Source organism: Chromobacterium vaccinii (assembly GCF_001855275.1).
Classification (GTDB): domain Bacteria; phylum Pseudomonadota; class Gammaproteobacteria; order Burkholderiales; family Chromobacteriaceae; genus Chromobacterium; species Chromobacterium vaccinii.
The window spans coordinates 3,570,016-3,589,967 of sequence record NZ_CP017707.1; the positions used below are offsets into that span (position 1 = coordinate 3,570,016).

29 protein-coding genes are annotated in these 19,952 nt (G+C 61.2%); 21 read left to right on the forward strand and 8 right to left on the reverse strand.

All coding sequences use genetic code 11. The features are described from left to right. The first annotated feature begins 1 nt into the window (after position 1). The 19 genes from rpsQ to rplQ all read left to right on the forward strand — a co-directional run bounded on the left by rpsQ (position 2) and on the right by rplQ (position 9,129). Positions 2-265 (forward strand): 30S ribosomal protein S17, encoded by a 264-nt coding sequence (rpsQ, locus tag BKX93_RS16580; RefSeq protein WP_021478361.1) that lies wholly within the window; start codon positions 2-4, stop codon positions 263-265. A 209-nt stretch (positions 266-474) separates the two neighbouring features. Then, on the forward strand, positions 475-843 hold the full coding sequence (rplN, locus tag BKX93_RS16585; protein ID WP_011137723.1) for a 50S ribosomal protein L14: 369 nt from the start codon (positions 475-477) through the stop codon (positions 841-843). Positions 844-854: 11 nt separating this feature from the next. After that, positions 855-1,169 carry a 50S ribosomal protein L24 gene (gene rplX / locus BKX93_RS16590; protein ID WP_011137722.1) on the forward strand — a complete coding sequence of 105 codons (315 nt, stop codon included), beginning with the start codon at positions 855-857 and terminating at the stop codon, positions 1,167-1,169. 9 nt (positions 1,170-1,178) lie between these two features. After that, complete coding sequence (gene rplE / locus BKX93_RS16595) at positions 1,179-1,718, forward strand: 50S ribosomal protein L5 (RefSeq protein WP_021478362.1); 540 nt, start codon at positions 1,179-1,181, stop codon at positions 1,716-1,718. Positions 1,719-1,722: 4 nt separating this feature from the next. Next, the gene (gene rpsN / locus BKX93_RS24110; protein WP_082107071.1) at positions 1,723-2,028 is read left to right on the forward strand and encodes a 30S ribosomal protein S14; all 306 of its coding nucleotides are present in this window, start codon (positions 1,723-1,725) and stop codon (positions 2,026-2,028) included. 14 nt (positions 2,029-2,042) lie between these two features. After that, on the forward strand, positions 2,043-2,438 hold the full coding sequence (rpsH, locus tag BKX93_RS16605) for a 30S ribosomal protein S8 (RefSeq protein WP_021478363.1): 396 nt from the start codon (positions 2,043-2,045) through the stop codon (positions 2,436-2,438). A 9-nt stretch (positions 2,439-2,447) separates the two neighbouring features. Then, positions 2,448-2,981 (forward strand): 50S ribosomal protein L6, encoded by a 534-nt coding sequence (rplF, locus tag BKX93_RS16610; protein ID WP_021478364.1) that lies wholly within the window; start codon positions 2,448-2,450, stop codon positions 2,979-2,981. 13 nt (positions 2,982-2,994) lie between these two features. Further along, positions 2,995-3,348 (forward strand): 50S ribosomal protein L18, encoded by a 354-nt coding sequence (rplR, locus tag BKX93_RS16615; protein ID WP_021478365.1) that lies wholly within the window; start codon positions 2,995-2,997, stop codon positions 3,346-3,348. A 13-nt stretch (positions 3,349-3,361) separates the two neighbouring features. Beyond that, on the forward strand, positions 3,362-3,880 hold the full coding sequence (gene rpsE, locus BKX93_RS16620; RefSeq protein ID WP_021478366.1) for a 30S ribosomal protein S5: 519 nt from the start codon (positions 3,362-3,364) through the stop codon (positions 3,878-3,880). Next, a complete protein-coding gene (gene rpmD, locus BKX93_RS16625) occupies positions 3,873-4,058 on the forward strand; it encodes a 50S ribosomal protein L30 (RefSeq protein WP_011137715.1) in 186 nt (61 codons plus the stop codon). The genes rpsE and rpmD overlap by 8 nt, the downstream gene beginning before the upstream one ends. Positions 4,059-4,061: 3 nt before the next feature. Then, entirely contained in the window at positions 4,062-4,493 is a 432-nt protein-coding gene (gene rplO, locus BKX93_RS16630) for a 50S ribosomal protein L15 (protein ID WP_021478367.1), read from the forward strand. Between the two features lie 11 nt (positions 4,494-4,504). Continuing rightward, complete coding sequence (gene secY / locus BKX93_RS16635) at positions 4,505-5,824, forward strand: preprotein translocase subunit SecY (protein ID WP_021478368.1); 1,320 nt, start codon at positions 4,505-4,507, stop codon at positions 5,822-5,824. A 23-nt stretch (positions 5,825-5,847) separates the two neighbouring features. Further along, positions 5,848-6,066, forward strand: coding sequence for a translation initiation factor IF-1 (gene infA, locus BKX93_RS16640; RefSeq protein ID WP_031296780.1), 219 nt, complete (start codon positions 5,848-5,850; stop codon positions 6,064-6,066). 37 nt (positions 6,067-6,103) lie between these two features. Continuing rightward, a complete protein-coding gene (gene rpmJ, locus BKX93_RS24115) occupies positions 6,104-6,217 on the forward strand; it encodes a 50S ribosomal protein L36 (RefSeq protein ID WP_011137711.1) in 114 nt (37 codons plus the stop codon). 70 nt (positions 6,218-6,287) lie between these two features. Further along, complete coding sequence (gene rpsM, locus BKX93_RS16645) at positions 6,288-6,650, forward strand: 30S ribosomal protein S13 (protein WP_021478370.1); 363 nt, start codon at positions 6,288-6,290, stop codon at positions 6,648-6,650. Positions 6,651-6,667: 17 nt separating this feature from the next. Beyond that, positions 6,668-7,063 (forward strand): 30S ribosomal protein S11, encoded by a 396-nt coding sequence (rpsK, locus tag BKX93_RS16650; RefSeq protein WP_011137709.1) that lies wholly within the window; start codon positions 6,668-6,670, stop codon positions 7,061-7,063. 18 nt (positions 7,064-7,081) lie between these two features. Next, complete coding sequence (gene rpsD / locus BKX93_RS16655; protein WP_021478371.1) at positions 7,082-7,702, forward strand: 30S ribosomal protein S4; 621 nt, start codon at positions 7,082-7,084, stop codon at positions 7,700-7,702. Positions 7,703-7,725: 23 nt separating this feature from the next. Then, entirely contained in the window at positions 7,726-8,709 is a 984-nt protein-coding gene (locus tag BKX93_RS16660; RefSeq protein ID WP_021478372.1) for a DNA-directed RNA polymerase subunit alpha, read from the forward strand. Positions 8,710-8,733: 24 nt separating this feature from the next. Next, the gene (gene rplQ, locus BKX93_RS16665) at positions 8,734-9,129 is read left to right on the forward strand and encodes a 50S ribosomal protein L17 (protein ID WP_021478373.1); all 396 of its coding nucleotides are present in this window, start codon (positions 8,734-8,736) and stop codon (positions 9,127-9,129) included. 94 nt (positions 9,130-9,223) lie between these two features. On the opposite strand, the gene BKX93_RS16670 is transcribed toward rplQ, so the two are convergent. Both BKX93_RS16670 and BKX93_RS16675 read right to left on the reverse strand, forming a co-directional pair. Then, positions 9,224-10,138 (reverse strand): glutaminase, encoded by a 915-nt coding sequence (locus BKX93_RS16670; protein WP_046157409.1) that lies wholly within the window; start codon positions 10,136-10,138, stop codon positions 9,224-9,226. Between the two features lie 33 nt (positions 10,139-10,171). Beyond that, positions 10,172-10,969, reverse strand: a complete 798-nt coding sequence (locus tag BKX93_RS16675; protein WP_046157410.1) for an MOSC domain-containing protein — start codon at positions 10,967-10,969, stop codon at positions 10,172-10,174. 383 nt (positions 10,970-11,352) lie between these two features. On the opposite strand from BKX93_RS16675, the gene BKX93_RS16680 reads away from it, so the two are divergent. After that, positions 11,353-13,230, forward strand: a complete 1,878-nt coding sequence (locus BKX93_RS16680) for a methyl-accepting chemotaxis protein (RefSeq protein WP_046166917.1) — start codon at positions 11,353-11,355, stop codon at positions 13,228-13,230. Between the two features lie 174 nt (positions 13,231-13,404). After that, entirely contained in the window at positions 13,405-15,048 is a 1,644-nt protein-coding gene (locus BKX93_RS16685; protein WP_046157412.1) for a methyl-accepting chemotaxis protein, read from the forward strand. 73 nt (positions 15,049-15,121) lie between these two features. Here the strand turns inward: BKX93_RS16685 and lnt are convergent, their stop codons facing one another. The 6 genes from lnt to BKX93_RS16715 form a co-directional block, all read right to left on the reverse strand. After that, positions 15,122-16,612, reverse strand: a complete 1,491-nt coding sequence (gene lnt / locus BKX93_RS16690; protein ID WP_046157413.1) for an apolipoprotein N-acyltransferase — start codon at positions 16,610-16,612, stop codon at positions 15,122-15,124. A gap of 64 nt (positions 16,613-16,676) precedes the next feature. After that, entirely contained in the window at positions 16,677-17,528 is an 852-nt protein-coding gene (locus BKX93_RS16695) for a CorC family transporter (RefSeq protein ID WP_021477432.1), read from the reverse strand. A gap of 3 nt (positions 17,529-17,531) precedes the next feature. Continuing rightward, positions 17,532-18,038 (reverse strand): rRNA maturation RNase YbeY, encoded by a 507-nt coding sequence (ybeY, locus tag BKX93_RS16700; protein WP_046157414.1) that lies wholly within the window; start codon positions 18,036-18,038, stop codon positions 17,532-17,534. Further along, positions 18,025-18,984 (reverse strand): PhoH family protein, encoded by a 960-nt coding sequence (locus tag BKX93_RS16705; protein WP_046157415.1) that lies wholly within the window; start codon positions 18,982-18,984, stop codon positions 18,025-18,027. The genes ybeY and BKX93_RS16705 overlap by 14 nt, the downstream gene beginning before the upstream one ends. Next, the gene (locus BKX93_RS16710) at positions 18,974-19,651 is read right to left on the reverse strand and encodes an HAD family hydrolase (RefSeq protein WP_070980643.1); all 678 of its coding nucleotides are present in this window, start codon (positions 19,649-19,651) and stop codon (positions 18,974-18,976) included. Before BKX93_RS16710 ends, BKX93_RS16705 begins: the two co-directional genes overlap by 11 nt. Then, on the reverse strand, positions 19,648-19,935 hold the full coding sequence (locus BKX93_RS16715) for a YciI family protein (protein ID WP_070980645.1): 288 nt from the start codon (positions 19,933-19,935) through the stop codon (positions 19,648-19,650). Before BKX93_RS16715 ends, BKX93_RS16710 begins: the two co-directional genes overlap by 4 nt. Positions 19,936-19,952: the final 17 nt, after the last annotated feature.

Below are 19,952 nucleotides of genomic sequence, written 5' to 3' on the forward strand. Positions count from 1 at the left end.
GATGAGCGAAACCAAAGTAGTACGTACGCTGACCGGCGTTGTGGTCAGCGACAAGATGGATAAGACTGTGACCGTTCTGGTCGAGCGCAAAGTAAAGCACCCGATCTACGGCAAGATTATCCGTCGCTCCAAGAAGTTCCACGCGCACGACGAAAACAACGAGTTCAAGGCAGGCGATCTGGTGATCATCAGCGAGTCCCGCCCGCTCTCGAAGACCAAGTCGTGGGTGGTAACTGGCCTGGTTGAGAAATCTCGTCAGGTATAAAGCTTGCAGAGGGCTGCGTCCCTCTGTATAATGGCCATCTCCTGCGCACTAACTGCGTAGGAGTTCCGCCCTTACGGGGTCCAAAACTGGCCGTTTGACACGCCACAGAATGTTCTGTGGCGTTTCCGCTGTTCGAGTCTGGCGACACATGCCCAGGCTAACGGCAGTGGAAAGTGACGGATAAAGTTGGATTAGAAAGGTAATCTCAAATGATCCAAATGCAGACCATGCTTGAGGTCGCTGACAACACTGGTGCACGTCATGTTCAGTGCATCAAAGTGCTGGGTGGCTCCAAGCGTCGCTATGCTAGCGTAGGTGACATCATCAAGGTGAGCATCAAGGATGCCGCTCCGCGTGGTCGCGTCAAAAAAGGCGACGTATACAACGCGGTCGTGGTACGCACTGCCAAAGGCGTGCGTCGTCCCGACGGCTCTTTGATCAAGTTTGACAGCAACGCTGCTGTTCTGCTCAACAACAAGCTTGAGCCGATCGGCACACGCATCTTCGGACCCGTTACGCGCGAACTGCGTACCGAGCGTTTCATGAAGATCGTATCGCTGGCTCCTGAAGTGCTGTAAGGAGAGGTCGCATGCGCAAGATTCGCAAGGGTGATGAAGTCGTAGTAATCACCGGCAAAGACAAGGGTAAGCGCGGCACTGTCCTGCGTGTTCTGGAAACCAAGCTGGTTGTGGAAGGCGTGAATGTCGCCAAGAAACACCAGAAGCCGAACCCGGTACGTGGCGTAGCTGGCGGTATCGTCGAGAAGACCATGCCCATCGACGCTTCTAACGTCGCGATTTTCAATCCGGCAAGCCAAAAGGCTGACCGCGTAGGCTTCAAGGTTCTTGAAGACGGCCGTAAGGTGCGCGTGTTCAAGTCCAGCGGCGAAGTTATCGGCGCCTAAGGAGCAAACATGGCACGTCTCTACGATTTCTACAAAGACAGCGTAGTGCCGGAACTGATGAAACAGTTCGGCTACAAGTCGATCATGCAAGTTCCGCGTATCGAGAAGATCACCGTGAACATGGGCGTGGGTGAAGCCGTTGCCGATAAGAAGGTAATGGAATTCGCCGTGGGCGACATGGAAAAGATCGCCGGCCAGAAGCCGGTCGTCACCACCGCTCGCAAGTCCATCGCAGGCTTCAAGATTCGCGACGACTATCCGGTTGGTTGCAAGGTAACTCTGCGTCGCGAACGCATGTATGAGTTCCTGGACCGCCTGGTCACCATCGCGCTGCCGCGAGTTCGCGACTTCCGTGGTGTTTCCGCCAAGTCTTTCGACGGCCGCGGCAACTACAACATGGGCGTCAAAGAACAGATCATCTTCCCGGAAATCGAGTACGACAAGATCGATGCTCTGCGTGGTATGAACATCACTATCACTACCTCGGCGAAGACTGACGAAGAGGCCCGCGCTCTGCTGGCCGCGTTCAAGTTCCCGTTCAAGGGTTAAGCACATGGCACGACTTGCACTGATTAACCGTGAAGAGAAGCGCGTCAAGCTGGCTGAGAAGTTCTCCGCCAAGCGTGACGCCCTGATCGCCACCATCAACAACCAGAACCTCTCGGAAGAAGAGCGTTTCGCCGCCCGCCTGCAACTGCAGCAACTGCCGCGCAACGCTTCTCCGGTTCGCCAGCGTCGTCGCTGCGCCGTGACCGGTCGTCCGCGTGGTGTGTTCCGTAAATTCGGTTTGGGTCGCAACAAGCTGCGTGAGATCGCCATGAAGGGTGAGATTCCGGGTGTTGTGAAGGCCAGCTGGTAATAGGAGACACATAAATGAGCATGCACGATCCTATTTCCGATATGTTGACCCGCATCCGCAACGGCCAACAAGCTTCCAAAACCAAGGTTTCCATGCCTTGCTCGAAGCTGAAGGTTGCGCTGGCGCAGGTGCTGAAAGAAGAAGGCTACATCGAAGACTTCGCCGTCGCCGGCGAAGAGAAGAAGCCTGTTCTCGATATCCAGCTCAAGTACTACGCTGGCCGTCCGGTGATCGAGCGCATCGAGCGCGTATCCCGTCCTGGCCTGCGCGTGTACAAGGGCTCCACCGAAATCCCGAAGGTCATGAACGGCCTGGGCGTGGCGATCCTGTCCACCTCCAGCGGCGTGATGACCGATCGCAAGGCGCGCGCTGCCGGTATCGGCGGCGAACTGCTCTGCGTCGTGGCGTAAGGGGGTCAAATGTCTCGCGTAGCTAAGAATCCGGTAGCCATTCCGGCCGGCGTCGAAGTCAAGTTCGGCGCAGCAGATGTGACTGTCAAGGGCGCCCTGGGCTCCCTGAGCACCGCTCTGTGCAACGACGTGGAAGTCAAGCTGGACAACAACCAGCTGACTTTCGCCGCCAAGAACGACAGCAAGTTCGCACGTGCCATGTCCGGCACCCTGCGCGCCCTGTTGAACAATATGGTGAACGGCGTATCCAAGGGCTTCGAGAAGAAGCTGCAGCTGGTCGGCGTGGGCTACCGTGCCCAGGCCCAAGGCGATACCCTGAACCTGTCTCTGGGTTTCTCGCACCCGGTGGCTCACAAGATGCCCGCTGGCGTCAAAGTTGAGACTCCGACTCAGACCGAGATCCTGGTCAAGGGCGCTGACAAGCAGCTCGTGGGCCAGGTCGCAGCCGAGATTCGCGCTTACCGTTCGCCGGAGCCTTACAAGGGCAAGGGCGTGCGTTATGCCGACGAGGTTGTGGTTCTGAAAGAAACCAAGAAGAAGTAACTGAGGCACTGACATGGACAAGAAACAGACTCGACTCCGCCGCGCACGTAAAACCCGTGCACGGATCGCGGAGCTCAAGATGGTGCGTCTCTCTGTACACCGCACCAATAGCCACATTTACGCCCAGATCATTGACGAGACCGGCAACAAGGTACTGGCCAGCGCTTCCTCGCTGGAAGCCGATGTTCGCTCCGCAATGGCCAATGGTGGCAACGTGGCAGCTGCAGCCGTGATCGGCCAGCGCATTGCCGAAAAGGCAAAAGCCGCTGGCATCGAGCAAGTTGCTTTCGATCGTTCCGGTTTCAAATACCACGGTCGCATGAAGGCACTGGCTGACGCCGCTCGCGAACACGGCCTCGTATTCTAATTCGGAGTAAAGAATGGCTAAGCACGAAATGGAAGATCGCGGCGACGGTCTGGTCGAGAAAATGATCAGCGTCAACCGCGTCACCAAAGTGGTTAAGGGCGGCCGTATCATGGCTTTCTCCGCCCTGACCGTGGTTGGTGATGGCGACGGCGGTATCGGCATGGGTAAGGGCCGTTCCAAGGAAGTTCCGGTCGCCGTACAAAAGGCGATGGAACAAGCCCGCCACAACATGGTGAAGATCAAGCTGTACAACGGTACCGTTAAGCACACCGTTGAAGGCCGTCACGGCGCGACTCGCGTCCTGATCCAGCCGGCAAAGGATGGTACTGGCGTTAAGGCCGGCGGTCCGATGCGCGCGATCTTCGACGCAATGGGTATTCACAATGTTTCGGCCAAGATCCATGGCTCCACGAACCCGTACAACGTGGTGCGTGCGACTCTGGACGGTCTGAGCAAGATCAATACCCCGGCTCAAATCGCCGCCAAGCGTGGCCTGAGCATCGAGGACATCCTGGGGGTGGGTCATGAGTAATGCCAAGACTGTCAAGGTCACTCTGGTAAAGAGCCTGATCGGTCGCCTGGAGTCTCACAAGGCTTGCGCCCGCGGTCTCGGTCTGAAGAAGATTCGTCAGACTGTTGAAGTGCTCGATACCCCTGAAAACCGTGGCATGATCAACAAGATCAGCTACCTGCTCAAATTCGAGGGCTAAGAGATGCTGCTGAACACCGTACAACCGGGCGTCGGCGCCAAGCATGCCAAGCGCCGTGTAGGCCGTGGCATCGGTTCCGGCCTGGGCAAGACTTGCGGCCGCGGCCACAAGGGTCAGAAGAGCCGTGCCGGTGGTTTCCACAAGGTAGGCTTCGAAGGCGGCCAAATGCCGCTGCAACGTCGTCTGCCGAAGCGCGGCTTCAAGTCTCTGACGGCTCGCTTCGTATGCGAAGTTCGCCTGTCCGAATTGAACCTGCTGCCGGTCGATGAAATCGATCTGCTGGCTCTCAAGCAAGCCGGTCTGGTGGCTGCCCAGGCGCTCGTTGCCAAAGTAGTCCTGTCCGGCAAGGTTGAGCGCGCGGTCAAACTGCGTGGTATCAGCGTTACCGCTGGCGCCCGCGCTGCCATCGAGGCTGCCGGCGGCAGCATTGAATAAGGCATAAATTTGTGGCGAATACTTCTCTAGTGGCCAATGCCAATAAGTTTGGTGATCTGAAGCGTCGTATCTGGTTCCTGATTGGCGCGCTGATCGTTTATCGTATCGGTGCCCATATTCCGGTCCCGGGTATCAACCCTGCCGAACTAGCGAAGTTGTTCCACACATCGCAGACGGGCCTGCTCGACATGTTCAACATGTTTTCGGGCGGCGCCCTCTCGAGGTTTACGGTGTTTGCCCTGGGCATCATGCCGTACATCTCGGCTTCCATTATTCTGCAGCTTGCGGCCGAGGTTTTGCCTAGCCTGAAGCAGCTGAAGAAGGAAGGCGATGCGGGACGTCGCAAGATAACCCAGTACACGCGTTATGCCACCGTGGCGCTCGCAACTTTCCAAAGTTTCGGCATCGCGGTGATGTTGTACAAGCAGCCTAATCTGGTGATGACTGCTCAGTGGGAGTTTTATCTGACAACCGTGGTGTCTCTGGTCACTGGAACCATGTTCCTGATGTGGTTGGGTGAACAGATCACCGAGCGCGGTATCGGCAACGGTATCTCGCTGATCATCTGCGCGGGTATCGCCGCAGGTGTTCCGGCTGCGATCGGTAAGACCCTGACTCTGACCAGCCAGGGCTCTTTGCCCATCTTGTTTGCCGTGCTGCTGTTTGTCGGAGTGATCCTGGTCACCTTCCTCGTTGTCTACGCTGAGCGTGGCCAACGCAAGGTGCTGGTGAACTACGCCAAGCGTCAAGTGGGCAATCGCGTCATGCAAGGCCAGAGCACGCATTTGCCGCTCAAGCTGAACATGGCGGGGGTGATTCCCCCGATCTTCGCCTCGAGCATCATCCTGTTTCCGGCCACCGTCCTCGGTTGGTTCGGCCAGGGCGAGCACATGGCTTGGCTGAAGGGCGTGGCTGACAAGCTGCATCCGGGTCAGCCGATCTATGTGCTGCTGTACGCGGCGGCGATCATCTTCTTCTGCTACTTCTACACGGCGTTGGTTTTCAACCCGAAGGAAACGGCTGACAACCTGAAGAAGAGCGGGGCTTTCATTCCGGGCATCCGTCCAGGTGAGCAAACTTCTCGTTATATCGAGAAGATCATCCTGCGGCTGACGTTGATCGGTGCGATCTACATCACGCTGGTCTGCTTGTTGCCGGAATTCCTGATCCTGAAGTGGAACGTTCCGTTCTATTTCGGCGGTACATCGCTGCTGATCATCGTGGTGGTGACGATGGACTTCATGGCGCAGGTGCAGTCCTACGTGTTGTCGCATCAGTACGAGAGCTTGCTGAAGAAGGCTAACTTCAAAGGCAACGCCCTTACCCGCTGACACACGAGTTGACACTGGGTTATATGGCTAAGGAAGACACTATCCAGATGCAGGGCGAGATCTTGGAAAATTTGCCCAGCGCAACTTTCAAGATCAAGCTTGAAAATGGACACGTGGTACTCGGGCATATCTCTGGGAAGATGCGGATGCACTACATCCGCATCCTGCCGGGCGACAAGGTGACTGTGGAGTTGACTCCATACGATCTGTCCAGAGCCCGTATTGTGTTCCGTGCGAAGTAACGCATTCGCTCTTTTTTGGATTTGAAAGGATCTGAACATGCGAGTACAGCCTTCTGTAAAGAAGATTTGCCGTAATTGCAAAATCATTCGTCGCAATCGCGTAGTTCGCGTGATCTGCACGGACCCGCGTCACAAGCAAAAACAAGGCTAACATTTGTTAGACCTCGATTTGCGTGATACAATCGCAAACTTTTCAAGGTCTTAAGGCTTAAGGAAAGAGTATGGCCCGTATTGCAGGGGTAAACATCCCCAATCATGCGCATGCCGTTATCGGCCTGCAGGCAATTTTCGGCGTCGGTCAGACTCGCGCTCAGCAAATTTGTGCTGCAGCTGGCGTGAATCCTTCCACCAAGGTGAAGGATCTGACTGAAGCTGAGATGGAGACTCTGCGTGATCAAGTCGCCAAGTTCACCGTTGAAGGTGATCTGCGTCGTGAAATCACCATGAGCATCAAGCGTCTGATGGACATGGGCTGCTATCGCGGCTTCCGCCATCGTCGCGGCTTGCCGTGCCGCGGTCAACGCACTCGCACCAATGCCCGTACCCGCAAGGGTCCGCGCAAGGCGATTGCCGGCAAGAAGTAAACTAAGGAACACAGAGAATGGCTAAAGCAAACACAGCTGTCCGTGTACGTAAAAAAGTGCGCAAGTCTGTTAGCGAAGGCATCGTGCACGTGCACGCTTCGTTCAACAACACCATCATCACTATCACCGACCGTCAAGGCAATGCACTGTCTTGGGCTACCTCTGGCGGCGCTGGTTTTAAGGGCTCGCGCAAGAGTACACCCTTTGCCGCTCAGGTAGCTGCAGAGCACGCTGGTAAAGTTGCCCAAGAATATGGTGTGAAGAACCTCGAAGTTCGTATCAAAGGCCCGGGCCCGGGTCGTGAATCCGCTGTTCGCGCACTCAACTCGCTGGGTTTCAAGATCACCAGCATCTCCGACGTGACGCCGGTACCGCACAACGGTTGCCGTCCGCCCAAAAAACGTCGTATCTAATTCGGAGAGTGTGAGAACATGGCACGTTATATTGGCCCGAAGTGCAAGCTCGCTCGTCGTGAAGGCACCGACCTTTTCCTGAAGAGCGCGCGTCGTGCACTGGATTCCAAATGCAAACTGGATGCTGCCCCCGGCCAGCACGGCGCCCGTCGCGGCCGTCTGTCGGACTACGGCGTCCAGCTGCGTGAAAAGCAGAAAATCCGCCGCATCTACGGCGTACTCGAGCGTCAGTTCCGCAATTACTTTGCGGAAGCTGTCCGCCGCAAGGGCTCCACGGGTGAAAACCTGCTGAAGCTGCTTGAGTCCCGCCTGGACAACGTTGTATATCGCATGGGCTTTGGCTCCACTCGCGCCGAAGCGCGCCAGCTGGTCAGCCACAAGGCTATCGTTGTGAACGGCCAGGTTGTGAACATTCCGTCTTACCAGGTTAAAGCCGGTGACGTAGTGACCGTCCGTGAGAAGGCCAAGAAGCAGGCCCGTATCGTCGAAGGCCTGGCTCTGGCCGAGCAAGGCGGCTTCCCGTCTTGGGTGTCTGTTGACTCCAAGAAAATGGAAGGCGTTTTCAAATCCACTCCGGAACGTTCCGAACTGTCTAGCGATATCAACGAACAACTCGTTGTGGAATTCTACTCCAAGTAATCGCTAGCTCTTAGGGAATGACTATGCAAAACAGCGCTTCGGAATTTCTGAAACCTCGTCTGATCGATGTACAGCCGGTTTCCGCCACTCACGCTCGCGTGTCGATGGAGCCGTTCGAGCGCGGCTATGCCCATACCCTGGGCAATTCGCTGCGTCGTATCCTGCTGTCGTCGATGCCGGGCTATGCTCCGACCGAAGTGACTATCGCTGGCGTTTTGCATGAGTATTCCGCACTTGACGGCGTGCGGGAGGATGTCGTTGACATCCTCCTCAACCTCAAGGGCGTAGTGCTTAAGCTGCATGGTCGCGACAGTGTCGTGCTGACCTTGAAAAAGGAAGGCGAGGGCGCTGTCTTGGCTAGCGATATCGAGCTGCCGCATGATGTGGAAGTGATCAATCCGGAACACGTGATTTGTCACATCTCCTCCGGCGGCAAGATCGACATGGAGGTCAAGGTTGAGAAGGGGCGCGGCTATCAGCCGGTGTCCGTTCGCACCAGCCATGACGACAACCGTTCCATCGGTACCATTCAACTGGACGCTTCCTTCTCGCCGGTTCGCCGCGTGAGCTTCGCTGTGGAAAGCGCCCGTGTTGAACAGCGTACCGACCTCGACCGCCTGGTTCTCGACATCGAGACCAACGGCGTCATCGAGCCGGAGCAGGCTGTGCGCAACGCAGCCCGCATCCTGATGGACCAGCTGTCGATCTTTGCCGACCTCCAGGGCACAGCGGTTGAAGAAGTCGTTGAAAAGGCGCCGCCGATCGATCCGATCCTGCTGCGTCCGGTAGACGATCTTGAACTGACGGTCCGTTCGGCCAACTGCCTGAAAGCAGAGAACATTTATTACATCGGCGATCTGATCCAGCGCACCGAAACCGAGCTTCTGAAGACACCGAACCTCGGCCGCAAGTCGCTGAACGAGATCAAGGAAGTTCTCGCTTCCAAGGGCCTGACTCTCGGCATGAAGCTCGAGAACTGGCCTCCGGCTGGTCTGGAAAAGCCGTAAGTTTGAGACTAAAGGACATTAACAATGCGTCATCGTTACAGTAATCGTAAACTGAACCGCACGACCAGCCATCGTCTGGCGATGCTGCGTAACATGGCCAACTCGCTGCTGAAGCACGAAGTTATCGTGACCACGCTGCCGAAGGCCAAGGAACTGCGTCGTGTGGCCGAGCCGCTCATCACGCTCGGCAAAAAGCCGTCTCTCGCCAACCGTCGTCTGGCGTTCGACCGCACCCGTGACCGCGAAATCGTGGTTAAACTCTTCGACGTGCTCGGCTCGCGTTACGCTACCCGCAATGGCGGTTACGTGCGCATCCTGAAGTACGGTTTCCGCAAGGGCGACAACGCCCCGATGGCTCTGGTAGAGCTGGTGGACCGTCCGGAAGACGCCGTTGCCGTAGAAGACAACTCCGCCGATTAATCGACGAAGTTGAAAGAAAAAGCCAGCTCCTTGGAGCTGGCTTTTTTCATGACTGGAAAGCCGGGTTTGCCTAGCGGGCCCGGCTTTGTCGCGTCTAGAAGATGGACAGTCCGGTGCGGGTGGTGAAACGGTCCAGCGCCTCCAGGCCCAGTACCGAGTTGCCGCGGGCATCCAGCTGAGGACTCCATACCGCGATGCTCATCTTGCCCGGAATCACCGCCAGCAGGCCGCCGCCGACGCCGCTTTTCACCGGCAGGCCGACGCGGTAGGCGAATTCGCCGGCGGCGTCGTAAGTGCCGCAAGTCAACATGACGGCGTTCACCTGTTTGGCCTGGCTGCGAGTCAGGTATTGTCGTCCGGTTTGGGGCGAGGCGCCGTGGTTGGCCAGGAACAGGCCGGCGCGGGCCAGCTCGAGGCAGCTCATCGAAATGCTGCAGTTGTGGAAGTAATGATCCAGCACCGTCTCCACCGGATGGTCGAGGTTGCCGTAGCTTTTCATGAAGTGGGCCAGCGCCGCGTTGCGGTCGCCGTGCTCGCGCTCCGAGGCGGCGATCGCCTCGTCGGCGGCGAGACGGGGGTTGCCGGCCTCATTCCGCAGCCAGGCCAGCAGCTGCAAGTGCGCGTCGCCAAAATGGCTGATTGCGCGGTCGGTGACCGCCAGCGCGCCGGCGTTGATGAAGGGATTGCGCGGAATGCCGTGCTCGTATTCCAGCTGCACCAGCGAGTTGAACGGATTGCCGGACGGTTCCTTGCCGACGTGGCGCCACAGCGCCTCGCCGTCGGCCTGCAGCGTCAGGGCCAGCATGAAGGCCTTGCTGATGCTTTGGATGGAGAACGGGACGTCGGATTCGCCGCAGCCATATTCCTGTCCATCCAGGGTGTGGATGGCGAAGCCGAACTGATGCGGCGACACCGAGGCCAACGCCGGGATATAGTCGGCGACTTGGCCGCGGTCATAAAACGGCAGCACTTGCTGCCGGATATCTTCAATGAGCGCTTGCAGATTCATTGACAGATTGTAAGCACTTGCCGGCAGCCCAGTCTAGAAGCTGTAGCGCTGTTCCAGAACCTCGACCGGCGCGTCCAACTCAAGCACGCCTTCGTTGCGGGCGCGCAGGTTCATGCCGAAGCAGACGCCTTCATCCTGGCGGCGGGTGCGGACCAGGGTCTGCAGCGGCTCGCCATCGGCGCGCTTTTCGCCCAGGTCCGGATCCACGGTGGTCAGCACGCAGCGCGCGCAGGGTTTCATCACGTCGAATTCAAGGCCGCCGATGCGGATCACCTGCCAATCGTCTTCTTCCCACGGATACGCGCCGCTCACGACCAGATTGGGACGGAAGTGGCGCAGCGTGACGGGCTCGGGGAGCTGGCGGTTCAAATCGTCGAGCGAGGCCTGGTTGACCAGCAGGAAGGGATAGCCGTCGGCGAAGCTCATCTTGTCGGAGCCGCCCTTGAACGCGCGGTTGGATTGCGCGCCCAGCCACAGCAGCCGGCATTCGCAGCCGAGGAGATCGGCGAACCAGGCATCGACGCGCTCGTCGCCGTGCCAGGCCTGGAAGCCGTCCTTCCAGACCTGGGCTGGATGAGGCCGGGTGTATACGGTGGCCATCGCGAAGATCGGCGGTTTGCCGGCGCGATGCAGCAGCACGCCGCCCGGCAACAGCTCGGCGCGGACGGTGACCAGTTGGGGATGCGTGCGCGCGGTAATCTGTTGGCCGTCCGGGCTGACCAGCAGCCATTCGCGGTCGTGAAGCAAGCCCAGTTTGCCCGCATAGGCGCGGTCGAAGGCGATGCCGCGGCAGGATTTCACCGGATGGACGAACATGGCGCTCAGGTGCATGGGGGTCTCCATTGTCGTATAGACGGCATGCTAGCACGGAGGCGGCGGGGGACGGGCGCGGCATGCCGATTTTCAAGCATGGCGCCTGGATGGGAGCGGCAAGTTGTAACGCGGGCATTGCATATCTGCGATCGGCCATTTACATTGAGATGCCCGCCGCTTATTGTCGGACTGTCGTGCGATGGCCGGCGCTGTCGATGGAGTGGATGTTTCATGCCATCTGGGAAAATGGAGGGCAAAATTTGCGAGAAGGGAATTGTTCGTTGAGCTTTATGCTTATTCGGACTAAACCTGAGTAGAGGCTTACAAGATAACAGCGCCCGATGCCGCAAGCCCGCGGTCGATGCGGCCTGGCAAGTAATTGGGGATGAGGAGGAAGTGTAATGCGCTCTTTGCGTGTCAAGCTGATTGCAGTGATTGCCCTGCTGTTGGTATTGCTGGGTATGGTGATTACCGTGCTGGTTTACGGCCAGATGCGGAATGAGATCGTCCGAGGCGTCGATAATGAGTTGGGCGGCACCTCCAAGGGCTACTCGGCCCTGGTGAGCAGCTGGTACAAGAGCAAGGTGGGCGTGGTGATCGCGGCCAATCCGCTGGTGGGCACGCCGGATCCGCGCCAGACCCTGGCCAGGATGAGCCAGGCCGGCGGCTTCGACATGACCTATATCGGCACCGCCGATCATGTGATGATCCGCTCCGACATGAAGCCGCAGCCGCAAGGCTACGATCCGGTGGCAAGGCCGTGGTATCAGCAGGCGTCGGCCAGCGGCAACCCCGGCGTATCCGATCCCTATGTCGATTTCGACACCAAGAAACTGGTGGTGACCTTCGTGTCGCCGGTCAAGGACGGCAGCACGCTGAAGGCGGTGGTCGGCGGCGACATCTTCATCGACGACCTGGTCAAGACCGTGCTGTCGGTCAAGCTGCGCGGCAACGGCTACGCTTTTCTGGTGGACAAGAGCGGCAAGGTGATCGCCCACCCGGACGCCAGCCTGACGCTGAAGCCGCTGTCCGAGAAAGTGCCGGAGCTGACTAGCGATCGTCTGACGAAACTGGCGACCGATACCACGATGCAGGAGGTCAACATCGGCGGCGAGAGCAAGCTGATCGAGGTGCAGCCTGTGGAGGGCACCAACTGGCTGCTGGGCGTGGTGACCGACGAGTCTGTGGTCACCGGGCCGCTGAACACCTTGCTGCTGACTGTGATCGGCATCGGCGCGCTGTGCGTGTTGATCCTGATCCCGGTGGCGAGCGTGATGCTGAGCAAGATGCTGGCCGGGCTGGGCCGCCTGCGCAACGCGATGCTGGAAATTTCCCAGGGTGAAGGCGACCTGACCCGCCGCATCCAGGTGACCGGCCAGGACGAGATCGCCGAAACCGCCACCGCGTTCAACCGCTTCATCGGCCAGCTGCAGAAGATGTTCATCGCGGTGAAGGAAGAGGCCGAACGGGTGACCGGCGGCGTCGAGAGCGTGACCGACACCGTGGACAAGGTGGCGCACGATTCGCGCCAGATTTCCGACGTGTCCAGCTCCAATGCGGCCACGCTGGAGGAGATCACCGTCAGCATCTCGCACATCGCCGACGCGGCACGCGAGGCGGACGGCCTGGTCAACCATACCGGCCAGGTCTCCAGCGAGAGCGCGCACGGCATGCAGCAGATCTCGCAGGAGATGAACAGCACCGTCGAGGCGGTGAAGGGACTGTCCACCATGCTGGGCTCGCTCGATCAGCGTTCGCAGCAGATCAGCGGCATCACCAATGTGATCAAGGACATCGCCGACCAGACCAATCTGTTGGCGCTGAACGCGGCGATCGAAGCGGCGCGCGCTGGCGAAATGGGCCGTGGCTTCGCGGTGGTGGCCGACGAGGTGCGCAAGCTGGCCGAGCGCACCGGCCAGGCCACGGTGGAGATTTCCGGCATGGTCAGCACCATCCGCGAGGAAACCAGCCAGGCGGTCAGCAATATGCAGCGCACCGTCAGCTCGGTCGACGGCGGCGTGGAGCTGACGCTGGGCGCGGTGCAGCGCATCGAGCAGATCCAGCAGGCGATGCAGGAGGTGATGGCCAAGATGAACGAGATAACCTTGTCCACCAGCGAGCAGCACAAGGCCACCACGATGATCGCCCAGAGCACCGAGCAGATCAATGGCCGCATCGTCGACAGCGACGACGCCTTGCAGACCGTGCGCGACACGCTGTCCGAGCTGTCGCACTCGGCCAGCAGCATGCGGCAGCTGTTCTCCAGCTTCCGCGTCTGATCGACCCGTCCCTCAAGCCCGGCATGTCCGGGTTTTTTCATGCCTGCGAGCCTTGCGCTTGATCGGAATGCGCAAAACGGCGTGGCGGCGGGGGACATCCGTTTCTAGAATGATTTTGTAGTCGAACTATCAAAATAAGCACGAATACGTGCGGAGTTGGGGAAGGAGCGGGAAATGGCAAACGCAGGCATGAGCTTGAAGGCCCGCCTGGTCGGCTTGATGGCGCTGGTGGTGGCGGTGGTGTGCGGCCTGGGCGTGGTATCGGTGTACAACCAGCGCCAGGTGATGCTGCAGGACAGGCAGGACAAGGTGCGCAATCTGGTGCAGAGCGCGGTGGGCCTGGTATCCAGCTACGAGAAGCTGGTGGAAAGCGGCAAGATCGGCGAGGCCGACGCCAAGCGCATGCTGTCCAAGGCGCTGAGTTCGATGCATTACGAGAAGGCGGATTATTTCTTCGCCTATGACTCGGACTGGAATTACGTCGCCCACGGCGCCAAACCGGAGCTGATCGGCAAGAACCTGGCCGGAGTGAAGGATCCGAACGGCATCGAGTTGAAGACGCTGTTTCAGAACGCGATTTCATCGCCGGGCGGCGGAGGTTATGGCGAGTACGTGTGGAGCAAGCCCGGCTTCGATCAGCCCCAACCCAAGATTTCCTATGTCACCACCACGCCGAAGTGGCATTGGATCGTCGGCACCGGCATTTATCTGGACGATGTTTCAGCCGCTTTCCATCGGGAGTTGTTGTGGCTGGGCGGCGTGCTGGCGGCGGCGCTGCTGGTGCTGCTGGGCATGGGCGGCATGATATTGCGCAATGTGCTGAGCCAGCTGGGCGCCGATCCGCAGGAGACGGTGGCGGTGGTCAAGCGCATCGCCGCCGGCCATCTGGACGAGGACGTGGCGGTGAAGGAGGGCGATCAGGACAGCCTGATGTCCGCGGTGGGCGCGATGCAGCGCGAGCTGGAGCGGCTGGTGCGCGACATCATAGACGGCGCCAACCAGCTGTCCCAGGTCAGCAGCAAGGTGACCGGCGAGGCCGAGGCGGTGGGGCGCGGCTCCGAGCAGCAGAGCGCGGCGGCCACAGCGATGGCGGCGTCGATCGAGCAGCTCACCGTCAGCGTCAATCACATTTCCGACCGCTCGCAGGATGCGCGCAACCTGGCCAACGAGTCCGGCACGCTGTCCAAGAGCGGCGGGGCGGTGATCGCCGAGGCGGTCAGCGAAATGCGGCGCATCAACGACGCGGTCGACCAGACCTCGGGCATCATCACCAGCCTGGCGGACAAGACCCAGACCATTTCCAGCATCATGCAGGTGATCAAGGATATCGCCGACCAGACCAATCTGCTGGCCTTGAACGCGGCGATCGAGGCGGCGCGGGCCGGCGAGATGGGGCGCGGCTTCGCGGTGGTGGCCGACGAGGTGCGCAAGCTGTCCGAGCGCACCGCGCAGGCGACGCAGGAAATCGCCTCCATGATCCAGGATGTGCAGCAGGGGGCCGAGCACTCCCGCCACAGCATGGAGGAGGCGGTGTCGCGGGTGAAGGCGGGGCTGGGGCTAGCCGAGCAGGCGGGTTCCGAGATCGCCCGCATCCAGGACAGCGCCAGCGGCGTGGTCGACGTGATCGGCGATATTTCCCACGCGCTGAAGGAGCAGAGCGCGGCCAGCCAGACCATCGCCCAGCACGTGGAGCAGATCGCCCACAGCGCCACCAGCAACGCGTCGGCGTCGCAGTCGGCGTCGCAGGCCATCCATAATATGCACCAATTGGCGGCCAATCTGCGGCAACTGGTGTCGCGCTTCTCGGTAAGAGGCTGAGCGGCGCGGGGGGCGCGCGGGAGTGGATGCGAAAAGCCCGGCAGCGCGCCGGGCTTTTTTTGATCAATGCGGCCTAGTGCTGGCCGCGGCGGCGCCAGCCCAGCAGCAGGGCCAGCAGCAGCAGCGCGCCGCAGCCGATGATGACCGGCAGGTTGCCGACGCGCATGTAAGGCGTCAGACCCTGGCGGCTCTGGGCGAAACCGGTCAGCACCTGTGCGGTGAACGGGGCTGCCACCGCCGAAATTTCGCCGTCCGGGCGGATGATGGCGGTCATGCCGTTATTGGTGGCGCGCAGCATGTAACGGCCGGTTTCCAGCGACCGGGCCTGCGATAGCTGCAGATGCTGGCTCATCGCCTCGCTCTTGCCGAACCAGGCCAGGTTGCTGACGTTGGCCAGGATGTCGGCGCGGGCGGCCGGGCCGATCAGCTCCTCGCCGAAGCTATCCTCGTAGCAGACGTTGAACGCCACCTTGTGCCCCGCCAGCGTCAGCGGCGCCTGATCCGCGCCGCCGCGGCTGAAGCCGGACAGCGGCATGTCCATGTGCTGGTAGATCCAGCCTATCAGGCCCGGCAGCGGCACGAACTCGCCGAAGGGCACCAGGTGGTCCTTGGCGTAATAGGGCATTTTCGGATCGGACAGCGCCACCACCGAATTCAGATAGCCGCGGCCGTCGTTGGTGCGGCGCGGGATGCCGCTGGCCAGCGCCATGCCGGCGCGGGACGCTTCGCCGCGGATCATCGACAGATAGCCGGACGGCAGATCGTCGAGGAACAGCGGCAGCGCGGTTTCCGGCAGGATCATCAGGTCGGCGCGGGTCATCGCCACTTGGCGGTAATAGGTGAGCAGCGAGTTTTCCAGGTTTTCCGGCGACCATTTCAGCTCCTGGGCGATATTGCCCTGGGCCAATGCCACCGTGATCGGCTTGCCGACCGGATGGGTCCACTCGATGTCGCGCAGCCACACGCCGCTGCCCCAGATCAGCGCGGCGGCGATCAGGATGCCGATCCGCTGCCGCATGCCGGCGCGCGCGAGCATGGCCAGCGCGCCGGCGGACAGCGCCACCAGGTAGCTGACCAGATGGATGCCGCCGACCGGCGCGTAGCCCGCCAGCGGGCTTTCGGTGATCTGCGAATAACCGGCCGCGCCCCAGGGAAAGCCGGTCATCACCCAGCCGCGCAGCCATTCGCCCAATTCCCAGGCGGCCGGGAAGGCCAGCAGCCAGCGCACGCCGGGCCGCGGGTCGATGCGGCAGGCCAGCCAGGAGGCCAGGCCGGGATACAGCGCCAGATAGGCCGGCAGCAGCAGCACCAGCGGCGCGGCGATCCAGGCCGGCAGGCCGGCCACGTCGTGCAGGCTGTCGTAGATCCAGCGAAAGTTGCTGACATAGGCGCCCAGTCCCCAGGCATAGCCTATCCAGAACGCGCGGCGCGGCTCGCGCTGCAGCAGCTCGACCAGCGCGGCAAGCGTGATCGGCATCAGCCAGAACAGCCGATAGGGGGCGAAGGCAAACAGGGTGAGGGCGCCGGCCAGCGCGGCGGCCAATAGCAGGATCAGGATTCGCATGGGGCTTGTTGCAGTTGAATACGAGAGTTGCAGCCGGCGGCTGCCGGCTGCATTCAGCATAGCCTTATTCGGCCATGTCGAGGGAGGCCTGGATGCGTTCCACCAGCAGGGTGTCCAGGCGGCGGCTGTCGGCGCGCAGCACGGTGAAGCGCAGGCCGGCGGCTTCTATCTTCTCGCCGCGCTTGGGCAGGTGGCCGGTCAGCGAGATCACCAGGCCGCCGACGGTGTCGACGTCGTCGTCGGCGTAGTCGGTGCCGAAGTAGTGGTTGAAGTCTTCGATCTCGGTCAGCGCCTTGACGCGGTAACGCTCGTTGCCGCGCACCGGCACGATGTCGTCCTCGTCGTCGTCGATGTCGTACTCGTCCTCGATGTCGCCGACGATCTGCTCGATCACGTCTTCGATGGTCACCAGGCCGCAGACGCCGCCGTATTCGTCGACTACCACCGCCATGTGGTTGTGGGTGGCGCGGAAGTCGCGCAGCAGCACGTTCAGCGGCTTGGACTCCGGCACGAACACCGCCGGGCGCAGCACGTTCTTCAGATTGAAGGTGGAGGGCGCATGGAAGTAACGCAGCAACTCCTTGGCCAGCAGGATGCCTTGCACGTCATCCTTGCTTTCGCCTATCACCGGGAAGCGCGAGTGGCCGGAATCGATCACGGTCGGCAGGAAGCGGGCGATGGGGTCGTCGATGTTCAGCACGTGCATCTGGCTGCGCGGAATCATCACGTCGCGCACGGTCAGCTCGCTGACCTCCAGCACGCCTTCGATCATGCCGAGGGCCTCGGCGTCGAGCAGGTTGCGCTCGAAGGCGTTGTGCAACAGCTCGATCAACTCCTCGCGGTCTTCCGGCTCGCGCAAGAGCATGGTGGACAGGCGTTCAAGCCAACTGGGTCGCGGTTTACTGGGGTCTTCCATTTCTTAGATGTGCTCCTCGTGGTAGGGATCAGGATATCCTAGCTGTTTAACGATTACGGTTTCAAGCGCTTCCATCGCTTCGGCCTCTTCGTCCTCTTCATGGTCGAAGCCCTGCAGGTGCAGCATGCCGTGCACCAGCAGGTGGGCGTAGTGGGCCATCAGGTCCTTGTTCTGCTCGGCGGCTTCCTGCTCCACCACCGGCGCGCACAGCACCAGATCGCCGAACAGCGGCAGGCCGGCCACCGGCTCGCCTTCGTTCAGCGCGAAGGACAAAACGTTGGTCGCATAATCCTTGCCGCGGTAGTCGTTGTTGAGCTGACGGCCTTCAGCGGCGTCGACGATGACGATGCTGATCTGGGCCTGCTTGACGTCGCGGCGCAGCGCGGCCTGGCAGGCGCGGCGGATCAGCGCGGGCTCGGGCAGGAGGCCGGCGTCGCTGCGCACGTCCAGGGTCAGCTCCAGCCGCTCGGCCAGGCGGGTCAGCAGCGGGTTGCGTTTAGCTTTTTTCATCTTGCTTGCTTTGGTAATGGTCGTAGGCGTCGACGATTTTCTGCACCAGCGGGTGGCGCACCACGTCGTTGCTGTTGAAATGATGGAAGTGGATGCCGCGCACATGGTCGAGGATGCGCTCCACCTCGACCAGGCCGCTCTTCTGGTGGCGGGCCAGGTCGATCTGGGTGACGTCGCCGGTGATCACCGCGCGGGAGCCGAAGCCGATCCGGGTCAGGAACATCTTCATCTGCTCCGGCGTGGTGTTTTGCGCCTCGTCCAGAATGATGAAGGCATGGTTCAGCGTGCGGCCGCGCATATAGGCCAGCGGCGCGATCTCGATCAAATTCTTCTCGAACAGCCGGGTCACGCGGTCGAAGCCCATCAGATCGTACAAGGCGTCGTACAGCGGCCGCAGGTACGGGTCCACCTTCTGCGCCAGGTCGCCGGGCAGGAAGCCCAGCTTTTCGCCGGCTTCCACCGCCGGGCGCACCAGCACGATGCGCTTGACCGCGTCGCGCTCCATCGCGTCCACCGCGCAGGCGACGGCGAGGTAGGTCTTGCCGGTGCCGGCCGGGCCGATGCCGAAAGTGACGTCGTGCTGCTGGATGGCCTTGATGTAGCGAGCCTGGTTCGGCGTGCGGCCTTTCAGGTCGCCGCGGCGGGTGGCCAGCACCGGCGACTCTTCCTGCTCGGCGGTGGATTGCTGCTGGCGCAGCTCCACCAGCGTTAGTTGCACGTCGTCGACCGAGATGTCCTGTTTCTCCGCCAGCAGGTAGAGCCGGGTCAGCGCCTCCACCGCCAGCTTGGCGGCCGGGCCCTGCGCGCGGAAGGCTTCGCCGCGGCGCTGGACGACGACGTCCAGGCCGGTCTCCACCTGTTTCAGGTTTTCGTCCAGCGGGCCGCACAGGCGGGCCAGCCGTTCGTTGTCCACCGGGTTGAAGCTGAGGGATTCGCTAGTGCTCATGCGTGTGCAATTGTTCGCTTAACTGTTGAAAAACGGCGGCGTGGCGGTCGTGTGACACATGACAGGCCGCCATGCCCAGCCGGCGCGCCGGCTCGATGTCGCGCTCCAGGTCGTCGCCCACCATCAGGCAATGTTCGGGAGCGAGGCTTTCCAGCGCCAGCGCGTGGCGGAAGATGCGCGGGTCCGGTTTGGCGGCGCCGGCGTCCTCCACGGTGACGACGTGGCGGAAGTGGTGGGCGATGCCCAGGTGCGCCAGCTTGGCCTGCTGCTGTTCGGCGCCGCCGTTGCTGACGATGATGCGGATCAAATGGCGGGTGGCGTCGAGAAAGTCCGCCGCGCCGGGCGTGAGCCGGCGGTGGCGGCGGTAGGCGTCCATATACGGCTGGAACAGCCGCGCGGCTACGTCTTCGGCGATATGCGGCAGGCCGAGAAAGTCGCGCAGCCGTTCGTGGCGCTGCTGTTCTATCGTCAGCTCGCCGGCCTCGAAGCGCCGCCAGTGGCGGTCGACGCAGGCGCGCCAGCGGCGGAACAGCTCGGGTTCGGATTCGGCGAAACGGGCGGCATGCGGCCCGATGAAGGCGGAAAACGCCTGATGGGTGGCGTGGCTGTCGTCGAACAGCGTGTCGTCCAGGTCCAGCAGCAGGGCCTTGATGCCGCTCGCGTTCATGCTTCCTTCAGGCTTTCCAGCCCGGGGGCGGTCATGCCGGGCACGAATTCGATGATGTCGTAGCGGGCGACGCCGCCCTGGGCGAACGGGTCCTTCGCCAGGCGGGCCTCCAGCACCGCGCGTTCGCCGCGCGCCAGGATCACGCCGCCCTCGCGCGGCACCTTGCGGCCGGAGGCCAGGAAGGCGCCGTCGGCGTAGGCTTGTTTCAGCCAGGCGACGTGGGCATCCAGCAGCGCGTCGACATCGGACAGCGGGGCGGTATAAGTCAGCGAGACGACGAACATCTTGAAATCCTCCGTAT